This window comes from Gemmatimonas sp. (assembly GCF_027531815.1).
Classification (GTDB): domain Bacteria; phylum Gemmatimonadota; class Gemmatimonadetes; order Gemmatimonadales; family Gemmatimonadaceae; genus Gemmatimonas.
This window is the reverse complement of sequence record NZ_JAPZSK010000006.1, coordinates 545,567-560,079: the sequence shown is the minus strand read 5'-3', so window position 1 is coordinate 560,079 and position 14,513 is coordinate 545,567. Positions and strand designations below refer to the sequence as shown.

The 14,513-nt window shown below is 68.3% G+C and carries 13 protein-coding genes; 8 read left to right on the top strand and 5 right to left on the bottom strand.

What is annotated here, in order from left to right:
• Nucleotides 1-2 precede the first annotated feature (2 nt).
• Nucleotides 3-1,205 (bottom strand): nucleoside permease, encoded by a 1,203-nt coding sequence (locus O9271_RS09955; RefSeq protein ID WP_298268940.1) that lies wholly within the window; start codon nucleotides 1,203-1,205, stop codon nucleotides 3-5.
• Between O9271_RS09955 and O9271_RS09950 the strand changes: the two genes are divergently transcribed.
• Nucleotides 1,204-1,326 carry a hypothetical protein gene (locus tag O9271_RS09950; RefSeq protein WP_298268937.1) on the top strand — a complete coding sequence of 41 codons (123 nt, stop codon included), beginning with the start codon at nucleotides 1,204-1,206 and terminating at the stop codon, nucleotides 1,324-1,326. The two genes, O9271_RS09955 and O9271_RS09950, sit on opposite strands and share 2 nt — an antisense overlap.
• 139 nt (nucleotides 1,327-1,465) lie before the next feature.
• Nucleotides 1,466-2,014, top strand: a complete 549-nt coding sequence (locus O9271_RS09945) for a YfiT family bacillithiol transferase (RefSeq protein ID WP_298268935.1) — start codon at nucleotides 1,466-1,468, stop codon at nucleotides 2,012-2,014.
• Nucleotides 2,015-2,020: 6 nt separating this feature from the next.
• On the opposite strand, the gene O9271_RS09940 is transcribed toward O9271_RS09945, so the two are convergent.
• Entirely contained in the window at nucleotides 2,021-4,030 is a 2,010-nt protein-coding gene (locus O9271_RS09940) for an Ig-like domain-containing protein (RefSeq protein ID WP_298268933.1), read from the bottom strand.
• A gap of 185 nt (nucleotides 4,031-4,215) precedes the next feature.
• Here O9271_RS09940 and O9271_RS09935 point away from each other — a divergent pair, with 185 nt between their 5' ends.
• On the top strand, nucleotides 4,216-5,133 hold the full coding sequence (locus O9271_RS09935; RefSeq protein ID WP_298268932.1) for a hypothetical protein: 918 nt from the start codon (nucleotides 4,216-4,218) through the stop codon (nucleotides 5,131-5,133).
• A 14-nt stretch (nucleotides 5,134-5,147) separates the two neighbouring features.
• Here the strand turns inward: O9271_RS09935 and O9271_RS09930 are convergent, their stop codons facing one another.
• The 3 genes from O9271_RS09930 to O9271_RS09920 all read right to left on the bottom strand — a co-directional run bounded on the left by O9271_RS09930 (nucleotide 5,148) and on the right by O9271_RS09920 (nucleotide 7,795).
• Nucleotides 5,148-5,564, bottom strand: coding sequence for a prepilin-type N-terminal cleavage/methylation domain-containing protein (locus tag O9271_RS09930; RefSeq protein WP_298268930.1), 417 nt, complete (start codon nucleotides 5,562-5,564; stop codon nucleotides 5,148-5,150).
• The gene (locus O9271_RS09925) at nucleotides 5,565-6,323 is read right to left on the bottom strand and encodes a hypothetical protein (protein ID WP_298268926.1); all 759 of its coding nucleotides are present in this window, start codon (nucleotides 6,321-6,323) and stop codon (nucleotides 5,565-5,567) included.
• Between the two features lie 89 nt (nucleotides 6,324-6,412).
• Entirely contained in the window at nucleotides 6,413-7,795 is a 1,383-nt protein-coding gene (locus O9271_RS09920; protein WP_298268922.1) for a S41 family peptidase, read from the bottom strand.
• 152 nt (nucleotides 7,796-7,947) lie between these two features.
• Here O9271_RS09920 and tal point away from each other — a divergent pair, with 152 nt between their 5' ends.
• The 5 genes from tal (at nucleotide 7,948) to O9271_RS09895 (ending at nucleotide 14,429) form a co-directional block, all read left to right on the top strand.
• Nucleotides 7,948-9,078 carry a transaldolase gene (gene tal, locus O9271_RS09915; RefSeq protein WP_298268918.1) on the top strand — a complete coding sequence of 377 codons (1,131 nt, stop codon included), beginning with the start codon at nucleotides 7,948-7,950 and terminating at the stop codon, nucleotides 9,076-9,078.
• 43 nt (nucleotides 9,079-9,121) lie between these two features.
• A complete protein-coding gene (pyk, locus tag O9271_RS09910; RefSeq protein ID WP_298268915.1) occupies nucleotides 9,122-10,609 on the top strand; it encodes a pyruvate kinase in 1,488 nt (495 codons plus the stop codon).
• 25 nt (nucleotides 10,610-10,634) lie between these two features.
• Nucleotides 10,635-11,420 carry an MBL fold metallo-hydrolase gene (locus O9271_RS09905; RefSeq protein WP_298268913.1) on the top strand — a complete coding sequence of 262 codons (786 nt, stop codon included), beginning with the start codon at nucleotides 10,635-10,637 and terminating at the stop codon, nucleotides 11,418-11,420.
• Nucleotides 11,421-11,422: 2 nt separating this feature from the next.
• A complete protein-coding gene (locus tag O9271_RS09900) occupies nucleotides 11,423-12,811 on the top strand; it encodes a glucose-6-phosphate isomerase (RefSeq protein WP_298268910.1) in 1,389 nt (462 codons plus the stop codon).
• Between the two features lie 196 nt (nucleotides 12,812-13,007).
• On the top strand, nucleotides 13,008-14,429 hold the full coding sequence (locus O9271_RS09895) for a class II fructose-bisphosphate aldolase (RefSeq protein WP_298268908.1): 1,422 nt from the start codon (nucleotides 13,008-13,010) through the stop codon (nucleotides 14,427-14,429).
• Nucleotides 14,430-14,513: the final 84 nt, after the last annotated feature.

Genomic DNA, 14,513 nt, shown 5'->3' with positions numbered 1-14,513 from the left:
ACTCAGAGCGCCGAGGTGGGGGCGGCGTTGGCCGATGCCGACGGGCGGAACAGGAAGAGGAAGACGGCAAAGACGACCAGTGCACCGATCGCCGCGGTCTGCCAGATCTGTAGCCAGTCGTGCGACGGCGCGCCCGCGGCGGTCGTCGTGGCGTAGCGGTTCACCACGCTCCCTGACACCGACGCCCCCACGAAGTAGCCCACGCCGTTGGTGACGAGGTTGAGGAACCCCTGCGCCGCCGCGCGAATCGTGGGGCCGGCGCGCTCATCGGTGTAGATCTGTCCCGCCACAAAGAAGAAGTCGTAGCAGATGCCGTGCAGCAGGATGCCGAGGTACACGAGGGGCATCACCGGCGTGCCGCTACCGGTGCCGTAGCCGAAAGCGAAGTAGCGCAGCCCCCACGCCAGCATCCCCACGAGCATGATCCACTTGATGCCGAGCTTCCGCAGCGCCAGCGGGAGGAGCAGCATGAACCCGATCTCGCTCATCTGCCCGAACGTCTGAATGAAGGCGGGCTCTGGCGCGCCGATCTCGTTCAGGTAGGGGTTGGCGAAGGCGTAGTAGAACTGCAACGGAATACAGAGGAAGAACGAGCCCAGCGTGAAGATCAGGAAGTCGCGGTGCCGCAGCAGTTGCAGCGCGTCGAGCCCGAGAGCGTCACGCACGCTGAAGGGGGCGCCCGCCGCCCGCGGCGGCGTGGGGGGAAGCAGGAAGGAGAAGAGCCCGAGCGCCATCGAACCGCCCGCCGCCAACAGCATGGGCAGGTTGGACTTGTCCGCCTGCAGCACCTTGCCCACCATGATGCCCGCCGCAATCCAGCCGATCGTGCCCAGCACCCGGATGAGTGGGAAATCGCGCGCCGAGTCGGTGATGTGGTGGAACGAGATGGAGTTGGTCAGCGACAGCGTGGGCATGTAGCAGAACGCGTAGGCGAGCAGGAACAGGTAGAAGCCGCTCCATTCGGTCTGCTGCGCCATGAGGTACATCAGGCCGCCGCCCACGAGGTGCAGGATGGCGAGCAGCTTTTCCGAAGAGAAGAACCGATCGGCCACGATGCCCATGAAGAACGGCGAGACCACCGCGGCGATGGCCGTCGCGCCGTACGCGGCGCCGATATTGGTATCGGAGAACCCTCGGGTCTGTCCGAGGTACGTGCCCATGGTGACGAACCAGGAGCCCCAGACGAAGTACTGGAGGAACATCATGACCGACAACCGTGCCTTCGTGCTCATCTGCAACAGCTCCCGGATACGAACGTGGCGGATCGGTGCCTGGGAATCGTGCGCCGCGGTGGTGGGCGCGCCGTGGTCGCTCACGGTGGCGTGAGCGGGGTGGGCTGCCGGCAATGCTATGTCCCGTACCGGGAAGGCGGAAGGCGTCACGCGTCCGACACGCTGGCGTTGGGCCGGCACCCGTGGGCCGGATGCCTGTTTCGTGTCCGGTGCCGGACCCGTAGCTTGGGGTCATGAACCCGTCCCCGGCTTCCGACCCCAGGTACCCGATCGGCCGCTTTGTGCGGCAGGACGTGTACTCTCACGCGGAGCGATCCGCGCATGTGGCACGCCTCGCCGCGCAGCCGGGCACGCTGGCCGCCGTCCTCGACGGGCTGGACGAGCACGATTTCGCCGCACCGTACCGCCCTGGCGGTTGGACCGTGGGGCAGCTGGTGCATCACCTGGCCGACAGCCACGCCAATGCCTTCATCCGGGTGAAGCTGGGCCTCACCGAAGACGAGCCGACGATCAAGCCGTACGACCAGGACGCGTGGGTGCAGCTCGCCGACGCCACCACGCTGCCGCCCCATGTTTCGGTCGCGCTCTTTGCGGCCACCCACATTCGTCTGCATGCGGTGCTGGAGTCCATGCAGGGCGAGCAGTTCGCGCGCCGCCTCATGCATCCGGAAAATGGCGTCATGACGCTCGATCAGGTGGCGGCCATGTACGCGTGGCACGGGGATCACCATCTGGCGCACCTCGCGCAGTACCGCGCGCACTATCGCCCGCCGCGCGGGTAAGCGCCGTCAGTTCTGCGCTTCGAAGATGCGCCCCGCGTCGCCTACGGCGGCTACGCCGCGGGTGCCCGGCAGGCCGAACAACGCATAGATGATGCTGCGCCACGGTGCAGCGAGTGGGCGCCACTGGACGCCGTTGTAGCGCAGCACGGTACCGCTGTCGCCTACCGCATACACGTCGGTGGGCCCACGCCCCCAGAGCGCCCGCAGGTCACGGGCCGTGGGCTTGGGAAAGGCGCGCCACGTCGCGCCGTCAAAGCGCAGCGCCACCCCCGAGTCGCCCACCGCAAACACGTCGTTGGCGGCCGTCCCCCACACGGCGCGCAGGCGGCTTTGCGTAGGTACGGCCACAAGCTGCCAGCGCCCGCCATCGAAGCGCAGCATGGTACCGGAATCTCCCACCACCCACACATTGGCCGGGTCGGTGCCCCACGCCGCACGCAGGAAGCGCTGCGTGCCACTCTGCTGCGGCGTCCACCCGCTGCCGTTCGAGCGGAGAATGGTGCCGCGCTCACCCACGATCACATGCTGCCCGCCTCCGCTCCACACATTGCGGAGCACGCCGCGTGTGGGGGATTCGTCCACGCGCCAGGCCGAGCCGTTGTAGCGCAGAATCGTCCCGGTGTCTCCCACCGCCACGATGTCGGATGCGCCATTGCCGCTGATCCCGTACACGTCGAATGCGGAGGGAACGCGCTCAGGCGTCCACGTTGTGCCTTGTCGCCGCAGCACCGTCCCCCCGAACCCCACCGCGAACATCGTCTCGCCGGCACCATACACGCCGAGGAGGGGCGGGTCATTGTTGTCGACCGTGGCCGTGGCGCTGGCTCCCACGCCGCGCAACGTGATGATCGCGCCGTACCAGCCGGCCAGTCGCAGCGACCCATCGCCCCGCCGGGTGATGGCGCGCCAGTTGGCTCCAAGCCCCACCGAGAGGGCGCGCCAGGTGGTGCCGTCGAAGTGCCAGGTGGTGCCGTTGTTCCCCACCGCATACACATCGTTGAACGCGCGACCCCGCAGGGCGAACAGGTTGGCGGTGCTGGGGGTGGGCATACGCTGCCACTGCACACCGTCGAAGCGCACCACGGTGCCCTGCGTGCCCACGGCAAGCACGTTACCCGCACTCGTGCCCCACACATCGAAGAACGGCACCGACTCCGGCACCGCCTGTCGTACCCAGCTCGTGCCATTCCAGCGCAGGAGGGTGCCGTTGTTGCCGGCAACGAACACGGTGGTGCTGTTGGCGCCCCAGATCCCCCACAGCTCGTCGGTGACGCCGCTGGCCATGGCATCGAGGCGCGTCCCGTTCCAGCGCAGGATGGTACCGCGGTCGCCGGTAATGAAGATCTCGTTCTCGCCGAGCCCCCACACTTCGAGCAACGTCGAGGTGATCCCTGTGTCGAGCCGCCGGAACGTCGTCCCGTCGCTGCGCAGCACGACGCCATTGCTCCCCACGAACCAGAGATCGGTGGGGGAGCTCCCCCACACCCCCACCAGCGTCTCCGTGATCCCGGCGTCCACCTTTTCCCACGGGCCGTCGCGACGGGAGCGCAGGATGCCGCCATTCTGCCCCACGGCCCACGTGGTGCCTGCCCCGTCGTCCCACACCCCCAGGAAGGTCACATCCGACACACCGGCACGCGCTGCGCGCCACGTGGTGAGGTCGGGCTGCTCGCTGGTCACCGAGACCGACACCAAAGCCGACAGCGGGCCGTTGACCCCTCGCACGTTGGCGGTGATGCGCGCACTGCCCGGCGCCACGGCGCGCACCACGCCGGTGGCGTCGACCGAGGCCACCGCCGGGGCATCGCTTCGCCATTCCACGGCCGGCGCATTCACCAGCACGCCGGCCGCGTCGCGCGCCTCCACCTGCAACGCCTGCGTCACCCCGGCGGGCAGGTTGAGCGATGCCGGAGCCACGAGCAGCGAGGCCACCCGCGCATCACGCGGCGCCGTTTCGGTGGGGGCATCCCGACACGCGCTCAGGGTCGTCAGCAGGCACAGCAGGGAGAGCCACACGCCACCCGACCAGTGTGCGACCGAGACGCGGCGGCGCCGCCACCATGAATGAGGCAGGCGCAGCGAAGACAAATCGACGGGCATGTCGGGAGCCTAGTCGCAGCGCCCCAGCGGGCGCAACGCCCAACGGGTATGCTTCCACACGGTTCCGTCGTGTGTCCACCCACCACTCGCCCTGCGCCCCCATGACCCGCTCCATCGTCCACGCCTGTTGCGGTGCCGTCCTGCTGGCGGGTGCGGCGGGCCTGGTCGCCGCGCAGCCCGGCGTGCCACGCACCTCACCGCCGGCGCCCTCGTCGGAGATCTTCTTGGTGCCGCTGACGGGGAAGGGGGCCGCGCTGGCCGCCGGCGCGCCGCGCAACATCACCAACCGCGACGGCTACGACAATCAGCCGGCCTTCTCGCACGACGGGCGCGCCCTCTTCTACACGTCGACCCGCGACGATGCGCAGGCCGATATCTATCGGTTCGATGTGGCCGGCAGCCGCAGCGTCCGCGTGACGCGCACCGCGCCGGAGAGCGAGTACTCCGCCTTCCCCACCCCCGATGGCCACGCCCTCACCGTCATTCGGGTGGAGCGCGACTCGACGCAACGGCTGTGGCGGGTGCCCCTCGATGGCAGCACGGAACAGCTGCTCTTCCCGGAAACCAAACCGGTGGGGTACTTCGCGCAACCGACCGACTCCACCTGGGTGCTGTTCGTGCTCGGCACGCCGATCACGCTGCACTATGGCGCGAAGGGCACCGGTCCAACCGAGGTGGTGGCGCGCAACATCGGTCGTTCGCTGCATCGCATCCCCGGCACGTCGCTGGTCAGCGTGGTGCAGAAGGGTACGCCGCCGTGGCAGCTCATGGCGTTCAATCCGGTGGCGCGCACCTTCACCGCACTCGTGCCCCTCCCACCGGGCAGTGAAGATGTGGCCTGGACCGACGGCCGCACCGTGCTGGTCGGCAGCGGCAGCAAACTGTTGCGCTGGACGCGCGGTGATCGCGGGTGGACCGAGTTGGCGGACTACACCGGGTCGGGCCTTCGCAACATCACGCGCCTGGCTGTGAGTCCCGACGGATCCCTGCTGGCGATCGTTGCCGATCCGGCGACGTAGTCGCCGCGTGGGCCTCAGCGCGCGCGCGGTGGTGCCTGCCAGCGGCAATCGCCGGCGTCAAAGGCGGCCCGCAGCTCCTCACGTGGCACCCAGCCCGGCGACGGCGCGCACCGGCCACGCGGATCGATGGCGAGGTCAAGTGGCGAGGGGGGGGCCGTCATCGTGCCCGCGGCAATGGGGTCGCGGGCGCCGGTGGCTTCCACGCTCCACAAACCGTCATTGTACACCCGCAGCCGCAGCGTCTCGCGCCGCTGCATCGCCAGCGTCCGCGCACTGTCCACGACAGCGGTCATGTCATGCGCGCTGGCCGCGCGTTGGGTACCGCGACGTGTGACCTGACGCGAGAGGAGCAGGGCCCCGGCAATCGCTACGATTGCCACGGCCACCAGCACCTCGGTCAGCGTCAGGCCAGCACGCCGGGGCCTGGGCACTTACTTCTTGATCAGCGGCTGCACAGCCGCCGGCACCGCCACGGCATCGTTCGTCACCGTGTTGAACTCGGCACTCTTCACCGTGAGGATCATCTTCTGCGGGCCGGTCGTCATTTCGGTGCGCGTCGCGATCTTGATCGGACCGAACGTCTTGTAGTCGGCAATTACCGAGCTCGTGGACATCTTGCCCATTTCCGAGTCGAGCGTGGCTTCGGCGCCGATCTGCAGCCCGCTGGCCAGCGAGAAGTAGTTCCACGACTCGTTGCCGGTGTCCTTGCGTACCATCTTGATCTTGTACGCCTTCTCGCCGGCGAAGTCCACCACGCCTTCATTGGTCATCGAGCTGAACCGATCGGGCGCGTACAGCATGCTCGCCACGAAGTCGGCCTGCTCCTTGGCCTGCGCGAGTTCCTTGCCTTCCAGCAGGCGCGCGCCCTGCATGGGGTTCACCGACCACGCCACCGTGCCGTCGGTCCCCGACAGGATTTCCCCGAGGCCGGCGAGGCTCATCTTCATCGACTGCTTGTTGGGCGCCATCACGTACATCTCGAGGTCGGCCGTCATGCCCGCCGCCGTGATCTCCATGGCGCCCACCTGCTTCATGGACGTGATCTGCATGATGGCGTCGCGACCACCGATCGCGGCCACGTGCTTGGCAATGACATCGGCCGCGGACGGGAGCGGCTGTGCCTGAATGGCGGGCGCTGCGAAGAACAACGCGGCGGTGGTGATGGTGCGAACCGCTGACTGAAGGAACATTCGGGAATTCTCCGAGGTGAGCGCCTGCTGGCGACAAAGAGGGATGGCGGAGTGCGGCGATCATGCGTGCGTCGAACGCATGAACTATATCAGGGCACCACCCGCCGCGGTGCCTGACGTGTAACCCACGCAATGGCGGCATCGAGCGCCGGGTCTCGGCCGTCGAGCAGGGCCCGCCGATCGAGGGGGACGAGCTGATTCGGTGTCACCCCGTCTCCCTCCACCGGTTTCCCGTTGGCGCCAATGAAGTTGGCGATGGCGTGATACAGGATGTCTCCATTGGGTAGCCGTTCCGGAACGGAGGGGAGTGCCTGGCCGGCCGACTGCGTGCCGAAGACGGTGGCCCGCCCGAGCCCCTGCAGTCCGCCGGCGAAGATCTCGGTGGTGCTGCCCGACAGCGGGTCCACTACGAGGGCCAGCGGACCACGGAAGGGGGTTACGGGGCGCAGCCGGGTGTCCACTCGGCGGGGATTGGCCATGAAGCGCATGGTGCCTCCCCGCTGCACCATCTCGCCAATGGCTACCGCACTGTCCAGGAAGTGCCCGGCGAACCCCATGGACATGCCGCCCACGCCGCCGGGGTTGCCACGTACATCCAACACGATCGCGTCCGCGCCCCGCAGCGAGTCCACCGCCGCGTCGAACTGCGCTGCCAGCACGGGCATCCAGATGTTGAAGCGGATGACGCCGATCATACGGCCGTCGCGCTGCACCCGGTGCCAGTCGAGCGCCGCCGCCACCGGTGGCAGGTTGCCGAACTTGGTGATCGTGCCGCGCTCCTCACCATAGGTCAGCGTGAGCGGGTGCAATGTGGAGCGCCCGTCGCGAAACGTGACGGTGATGGTGTCGCCCGCCTGACCGCCGAGCGCCATGGCGGTGCCTTGCCACGCGAACAGCGCGCGTCGCCGGGGCTCGAGGCTTTCCGGCAGCAGCGCCAACCGCGCCGCCGAGGGGCATCCGCGAATTGCCTCGACCTCCCAGCCGGTGCGCACCCCCGCCTGCCAGGCCGGCCCGCCGGTGTCGATTGACGCCACCACCATGGCCGCGCCCACGAGACGCGTTTCGAAGCCCAGGGTCCCACTGGATCCGCGCCGCGCGGCGCCGTCACCCCCGCCCAACGTCGCATCCGACACTTCCTGCGGGATGATGGAGAAGTGCGACTGCCGGAGACGCGAGACCATGTCCGACAGCACGAGCCGCAGCTCGCCGCGTGTGCGCGCCGCCGCGGCCTTCGGGCGCAACTCGTCCCGCACGGCCTGCCAATTCACCCCGTTGTAGGTCGTATCCCAGTGGGTGCGCCGGATGATGGTCCAGGCGCTGTCGAAGGTGACCAGCGGATCCGTGGCCGCGGCCGAGGCGAGCGAGACCCCGGCCGAGGCTGCCCCGCCCCCGCACGAGGCGGGCACGGCGGCGGGGCTCGAGGCCGCCCGCCCGCCGCCAAGGCACCCGGTGCCAAGTACGAGGACCAGCAAGCAGAGGGAAGATGTTTTCACGAAAGTGGCAAATGGGTGTGGGTGCGACCGTCTATTTTCAGAAACAAGCAGCCACTGCTCTCGCCGCAGCCATGTGCAGCACATTACCATGCAGTGCTGCTCCTCCTCCTCACGCGACTTCTCCGGTTCCCATGTCCGCTCGCCTGCACGCGCTGCACGCCGCTGGTCAGTCCCTGTGGCTCGACTATATCGACCGCACCATGCTCTCCAATGGGGACCTGGCCCGGCGGATTGCCGAGGATGCCCTCACTGGAATGACCTCGAATCCCACCATTTTCGAGAAGGCGCTGGCCGAGGGCGCCGCGTACGACGCCCAGCTGGCCACCGTGCCGTCCTCGTTCTCCGACCGCGACGCCTTCTTTGACGTGGCGGCCACCGATGTGCGTCAAGCCTGCGATGCCTTCCGCTCGATCTACGACCACACACACGGAGTAGACGGATTCGTTTCCCTGGAGGTTTCACCCGATCTGGCGCGTGATGCGGCCGCCACGGTCGCCGAGGCGCACCGGCTGTGGGCGATCGTCGACCGCCCCAACCTCATGATCAAGGTGCCGGGAACGCCGGAAGGCGCCGAGGCCATTCGGCAGCTCATTGCCGACGGCATCAACGTGAATGTCACGTTGCTCTTTTCGGTCGATGCGCATGCGCGCGTCATCGAAGCCTACCTGGCCGGACTGGAAGCCCGCGCCGCCGCCGGCCTGCCCATCGACCGCATTGGCTCCGTGGCCAGCTTCTTCGTGAGCCGCGTCGACTCGGCCATCGACAAGCAGCTGGGCACCATGGCGGCCGCAACGCCCGAGCGCGCCGAGGCGCTGCTCGCGCTGCAGGGCAAGGCCGCCATTGCCAACGCCAAGCTCGCGTATCGCCTGTTTCAGGCGTCGTTCTCGGGCGCGCGGTGGGCCGCGCTGAGCAGCCGCGGCGCGCGCGTGCAGCGTCCGCTGTGGGCCTCTACCAGCACCAAGAACCCGGCGTATCGCGACGTGATCTACGTGGAGGAGCTCATCGGTCCCGACACGGTCAACACGCTCCCCCCCGCCACACTTGAGGCGTTCCGCGATCACGGCGAAGTGCGCCCCTCGGTGACGGAATCGGTGGCCGAAGCGGAGCGGTCGCTGGCGGCGCTCGAGGCGCACGGCGTATCGCTCGAAGCCGTGACCGATACGCTGCTCGCCGAGGGGCTCGCCTCTTTCGAGCAGTCGTTCGTGACGCTGCTGGCCGGGCTGGCACGCAAGCGTGCGGCGCTTGCACCGACCGCCTCCTGATTTTCCCACTCCCCCGGTTCCCTTGGCCACCACCACGCACGACATGTCCATCTCCCGCACCGGCCCCGAACGTGCCGCCTCGCCTGCGGATGACCACGAGTCGATGACCAGCACCTTTCAGCGTGCGCACGTGCCGCGCACCAAGATCGTTGGCACACTCGGTCCGGCCAGCAACACGGCCGAGGCCATCCGGACGCTGGTCGACGCCGGCCTCGATGTGGCCCGCATCAACTTCTCGCACGGTACGCACGAGCAGCACGCCCGCACGATTGCCATCGTGCGAGCGGTCTCGGAGGCGGCCGGCCGCCCGGTGGCTATCCTGGGCGATCTGCAGGGGCCGCGTATCCGCATCGGTGCGCTGCCCGCTCCAAGGGAGCTGGAAGTGGGGGGCACCGTCGTGCTCGTGCCCGAAGAGATGGCTGCGGGAGATGAAATTCCCATCACCTACGCCGATCTGTGCCATGACGTGAACACCGGCAACCGCGTGCTCATCAACGATGGGCTCTTCGAGCTCGTCGTTACACGCGTCGAGGCGCCGCGCGTGTGGTGCACCGTGGTGCACGGGGGCACCCTGACGAGCAACAAGGGCATGAACTTGCCCGGCATCGCCGTGTCCGCGCCGTCGCTCACCGACAAGGATCGCGCCGATCTGGCCTTCGCCGTGGCCAATGACCTCGACATGGTGGCGCTCAGCTTCGTGCGGCGCGCGCAGGACATCGATGAGCTACGCGCGCTCATTCCCAGGACGATGCTGGTGGTGGCGAAGATCGAGAAGGATGTGGCGCTCGAGAACATCGAGGAGATCATGACGGCCACCGACGCCGTCATGGTGGCCCGTGGTGATCTGGGGGTAGAACTCCCGTTCGAGGAAGTGCCCATTGCCCAGAAGCACATCATCGCGACGGCCAACCGCATGGGGCGTCCGGTGATCACCGCCACGCAGATGCTCGAGTCGATGATCGAGAATCCGCGCCCCACGCGCGCCGAAGCCAGCGACGTGGCCAACGCCATCCTCGATGGTACGGACGCCGTGATGCTGTCGGCGGAAACGGCGGCGGGTCATTACCCGCGCCTCGCCGTGGAAGCGATGCGTCGTATCATTCGGGAAATCGAGACCCGGCCGCGCCCCGGCGCCGGCGCGCGGCTCGAGCGGCGCGTCGTCAGCGGGGTCAACATCGAGGAAGCGATTGCCGCGGCCACCGTGGCGGCCGTACGCATGCTCGACGCCCCGCTGGTGGTGGTGTTCACGAAGAGTGGCTTCACTGCCCGCATCGTGTCCTCGCACCGACCCAGTGTGCCCATCCTGGCGCTCACCGACGAACCACGCGTGTGTCGCCAGCTGGCGCTCGTGTGGGGCGTGGTGCCGCGGCTCGTGCCCACGGCACGCGGGTACGATCACATGGTGGCCATGGCCCTGCGTGAGGCGCTCGACCTCAATCTGGTGACCAAGGGCGACCGCGTGCTCGTGACTGCGGGCGTGCCGTTCGACGTGCCCGGCACGACCAACCTGCTGAAGGTCGAAACGGTCTGACCTGACGTCCCGACCGGCCACTGGCGTGCGCCTCACGTTCCTCGGGACGGGCACGAGCTTCGGCGTGCCGCAGGTGGGCTGCGCGTGTGCCGTGTGCACCTCCACCGACCCGCGCGACCGGCGGACGCGCTGCGGGGTGGTCATCGAGGCGGCCAACGGTACGCGCCTGCTGGTGGACACGCCGCCTGAGCTGCGGTTGCAACTCGTGGCGGTCGGCATCGCGACCGTCGATGCCGTGCTCTTCACGCACGAGCACGCCGATCACATCCACGGCATCGACGATCTCCGCGCCATCACCATCCGGCGCGGAGCTCCGCTGCCCTTTTACGCGGAGCCCCCCACGTTCGCCACGCTGCAGGCACGCTTCCCGTACATCTTCGACGCGGCCTTTCGTCCGCTCCCCGGCACGACGCGTCCGGAGGGCGTGCTCCACCCCATCACCCCCGGTATGGCCTTTCAGGTAAATGGCACGTCGGTACTGCCCATTGCCGTGCCGCACGGACGTGCCTCGGTGGTGGGATTCCGCGTGGGCAACCTGGCGTACATCACCGACGCCAAGACGCTCCCCGAGGAGGCGCTGGCCAGTCTGGTCGGGGTACAGGTGCTTGTGCTCAACGCCCTGCTGCGCACGCCGCATCCCACGCACCTCTCGATCGCCGAAGCGGTGGACATGGCGCAGCGGGTCGGCGCCGCCCGCACGTACTTCACGCATCTCACACACGACAACTTCCACGCGCAGCTTGCCGCCGAACTGCCTGCCGGAATCGCTCCGGCGCACGATGGGTTGGTGGTGGACCTGCCGGAGCCTTGATCATGGCGCTCTCCTTCGATTTCACGAACATGATGGCCGGGGTGCTGCCGCACGGTGCCGGCATTACCGAACGCGAGTGGCACGACGCCGCGGCCACCTTTGCGCGCGCGCACGCCGCCGTGCATGCGCGTACCGCGGAGCTCGGCTTTCTCACGCTCGCCACCAACGAGGCCCTGCTGGCGTCGTCGCTCGCGGTTGCCGAGCGGGTGGACGGCAGGTTCGACGATGTCCTCCTGCTGGGTATTGGTGGGTCGGCGCTGGGCCCCATCGCGCTGCGTACCGCGCTCTGCCCACCCCGCTGGAACGAACTCACCGCGGCGCAGCGCGGGGGGCGACCGCGTCTGCATGTGCTCGACAACGTCGACCCGGCCACCATCGGCAGCACGCTCGATCGGCTCGATCTCACGCGGACGCTGGTGCTCGTGGTCTCCAAGTCGGGCGGGACGGTGGAGACGATGGCGCAGTATCTCATCGTGCGCGACGCCCTGGCGCAGGCCGTGGGCGAGGAAGCGGCGCGCGAACATCTGGTGCTGGTGACCGATCCGCAGGTGGGCGCGTTGCGACGCATCGCCCGTGACGAGGGCATCGCGGCGGTGGAGATCCCGGCCAACGTGGGCGGCCGTTTCTCGGTGCTCTCGCCCGTGGGCATTCTGCCGGCGGCGCTCATTGGCGTCGACGTGCGGGCGCTGCTGGGCGGCGCGGCGCACATCACGGCCCAGGCGCAGGGCGCCGAGCTCGCGGGCAACTTGCCCGGCGCCTTTGCCGTGCTGCAGTGGCTGGCCGACACGCGGCACGGACGATCGGTGCAGGTGCTCATGCCCTACGCAGATCCGCTGCGCGATCTCGCGCTCTGGTTCGTACAGCTCTGGGCCGAATCGCTGGGGAAGATCCGCCCCGATGGCACCTCGGTGGGCCCGACGCCGCTGCCGGCACTCGGGGCCACCGACCAGCACTCACAGGTGCAGCTGTTCATGGAGGGGCCGCCGGACAAGACGGTCACCTTCGTCGCGGTGAAGGGCCGGACCGACGACGGGCGCATTCCGGCCCGCCACGCCGATATCCCCGAGCTCGGCTATCTGGGCGGGCACACGCTGGGCGAACTCATCGACATCGAGCAGCGGGCCACGGCCGGGGCGCTCGCGGCGCGTGGCCGCTTCAACGCCACTATCCACGTCGACCGCATCGACGCCTGGCACCTTGGCGCGCTCATGCAGCTCTTTGCCCTGGCGACGGCATATGCGGGGGAGCTGTACGGGGTCAATGCCTTCGACCAGCCGGGAGTGGAGTTGGGCAAGCAGTTCGCCTATGCCATGCTGGGGCGGGCGGGCAGTGAGGCGTCTCGATCGGAGTGGGACGCGCTCCCCAAGCCCGACCCCCGGTGGAGCATCTAGCGGCGCGTGGAATTCTGGCGACTGGTTGCCCGGGGGGCCGTCGAGTGGGAACTTTGATGTGGAGCCACCTGCCGCCAGTACAAGCCCCTCGACAACCGACAGCAGACGTTCGACCCTCGCCTCCACCCGCTCGGCGGCTACGGAGACAGGCAGCAGGCAGCAGGTGGTTTCCGCAGTCCAACCTCAACGACTCCCCATGTCCGACTCCACGCACACCCAGGCGACGTTTGTCGACGGCGCCGTGACGATTTCCCACGGCGCTGTGCACGTGCACGATGTTGCCGCCCTCGCCACGCCGAAACTCGATGCGCTCGTTCATCAGGCCGTCTTCGGCTCGACCGAGGCCGAGCGCGATTTCGCCCGGTGGGTGATCTGGGAGATCGGCCAGCAGGTGGGCGTGCGGCCGGCATCCATCCACGAGCTGTACGTGGCGCGCGGGGCGGGCAAGTGTGGCGGCTTCACGGTGCCGGCCATGAACATCCGCGCCATGTCGTACGATACGGCGCGCGCCGTCTTCCGCACGGCCATCACGCTCGAGGCGGGGGCCTTCATCCTCGAGATCGCCCGTTCGGAAATTGCCTACACCGAACAGCGTCCGGCCGAGTACGTCACGGTCATGCTCGCCGCGGCGCTGCGGGAAGGGTTCCGCGGGCCGGTGTTCATCCAGGGCGATCACTTCCAGGTGAACCACAAGAAGTACGCCGTTGATCCGGTCACCGAAGTGAACGCCGTGAAGGCGCTCGTCACGGAGGCCGTCGCCGCGGGCTTTTACAACATCGACGTGGATACGTCCACGCTCGTCGACCTGAGCAAGCCCACGCTCACCGAACAGCAGCGCCTCAATTACGAAGTGTGCGTGGACATCACGCGCTTCGTGCGCGCGGCGGAGCCGGCTGGCGTGACCATCTCCATTGGTGGCGAGATCGGTGAAGTCGGGACCGAGAACAGCACGCCCGAAGAGCTCGAGGCCTTCATGGAAGGGTTCAACGCCACGCTCGCGGCGCAGGCGCCCGGCATGGCCGGGTTGAGCAAGATCTCCGTGCAGTCGGGTACGTCGCACGGGGGGGTCGTGCTCGCCGACGGCAGCATCGCCGATGTGGCGCTCGATCTCGACACGCTCGAAGTGCTGTCGAAGCTGGGACGTGACAAGTACGGCATGGCCGGCGCCGTGCAGCATGGGGCGTCGACGCTCCCCGATGCGGCGTTCAGCAACTTCCCCAAGCGCGAAACGGCGGAGATCCACCTCGCGACGAACTTCCAGACCATGATGTTCGATCACCTGCCGCCGGAGTTGCTGCAGGAGATCTATGCCTGGCTCGACGTGCACGCGAAGGACGAGCGCAAGGCCACCGACAGCGACGCGCAGTTCTACTACAAGACGCGCAAGAAGGCGATCGGCCCGTTCAAGAAGACGTTGTGGGCGCTGCCGACCAACCTGCGCGAGACGCTCGGCGCCGCCTACGACGCCAAGTTCACGTTCCTCTTCACCCAGCTGGGCATTGCCGGGACGAAGCAGTACGTGGAGCAGTTCGTCACCATGCCGGAGCAGCACCGTCCTCTCCCCACAGGAGCGTCCACGATCATCGCGGCACCGGACGACGCGGATCTTTCCGACTGAGTGACCTGTACTGACTGGTGGGCCGCGGGCCGCACGGGCTGCCCGCGGACAGCCTACGGAGCCCGGGTCGGGCTCCTCACTCGC

Excerpts from the sequence above, each read along its gene's own strand:
- O9271_RS09950 (WP_298268937.1), top strand. The coding sequence starts at position 1,204 with ATGACCGACAACCGTGCCTTCGTGCTCATCTGCAACAGCTCCCGGATA.
- tal (WP_298268918.1), top strand. The coding sequence starts at position 7,948 with ATGTCCGCTCGCCTGCACGCGCTGCACGCCGCTGGTCAGTCCCTGTGG.
- pyk (WP_298268915.1), top strand. The coding sequence starts at position 9,122 with ATGTCCATCTCCCGCACCGGCCCCGAACGTGCCGCCTCGCCTGCGGAT.
- O9271_RS09945 (WP_298268935.1), top strand. The coding sequence starts at position 1,466 with ATGAACCCGTCCCCGGCTTCCGACCCCAGGTACCCGATCGGCCGCTTT.
- O9271_RS09955 (WP_298268940.1), bottom strand. The coding sequence starts at position 1,205 with ATGATGTTCCTCCAGTACTTCGTCTGGGGCTCCTGGTTCGTCACCATG.
- O9271_RS09925 (WP_298268926.1), bottom strand. The coding sequence starts at position 6,323 with ATGTTCCTTCAGTCAGCGGTTCGCACCATCACCACCGCCGCGTTGTTC.
- O9271_RS09935 (WP_298268932.1), top strand. The coding sequence starts at position 4,216 with ATGACCCGCTCCATCGTCCACGCCTGTTGCGGTGCCGTCCTGCTGGCG.
- O9271_RS09895 (WP_298268908.1), top strand. The coding sequence starts at position 13,008 with ATGTCCGACTCCACGCACACCCAGGCGACGTTTGTCGACGGCGCCGTG.
- O9271_RS09900 (WP_298268910.1), top strand. The coding sequence starts at position 11,423 with ATGGCGCTCTCCTTCGATTTCACGAACATGATGGCCGGGGTGCTGCCG.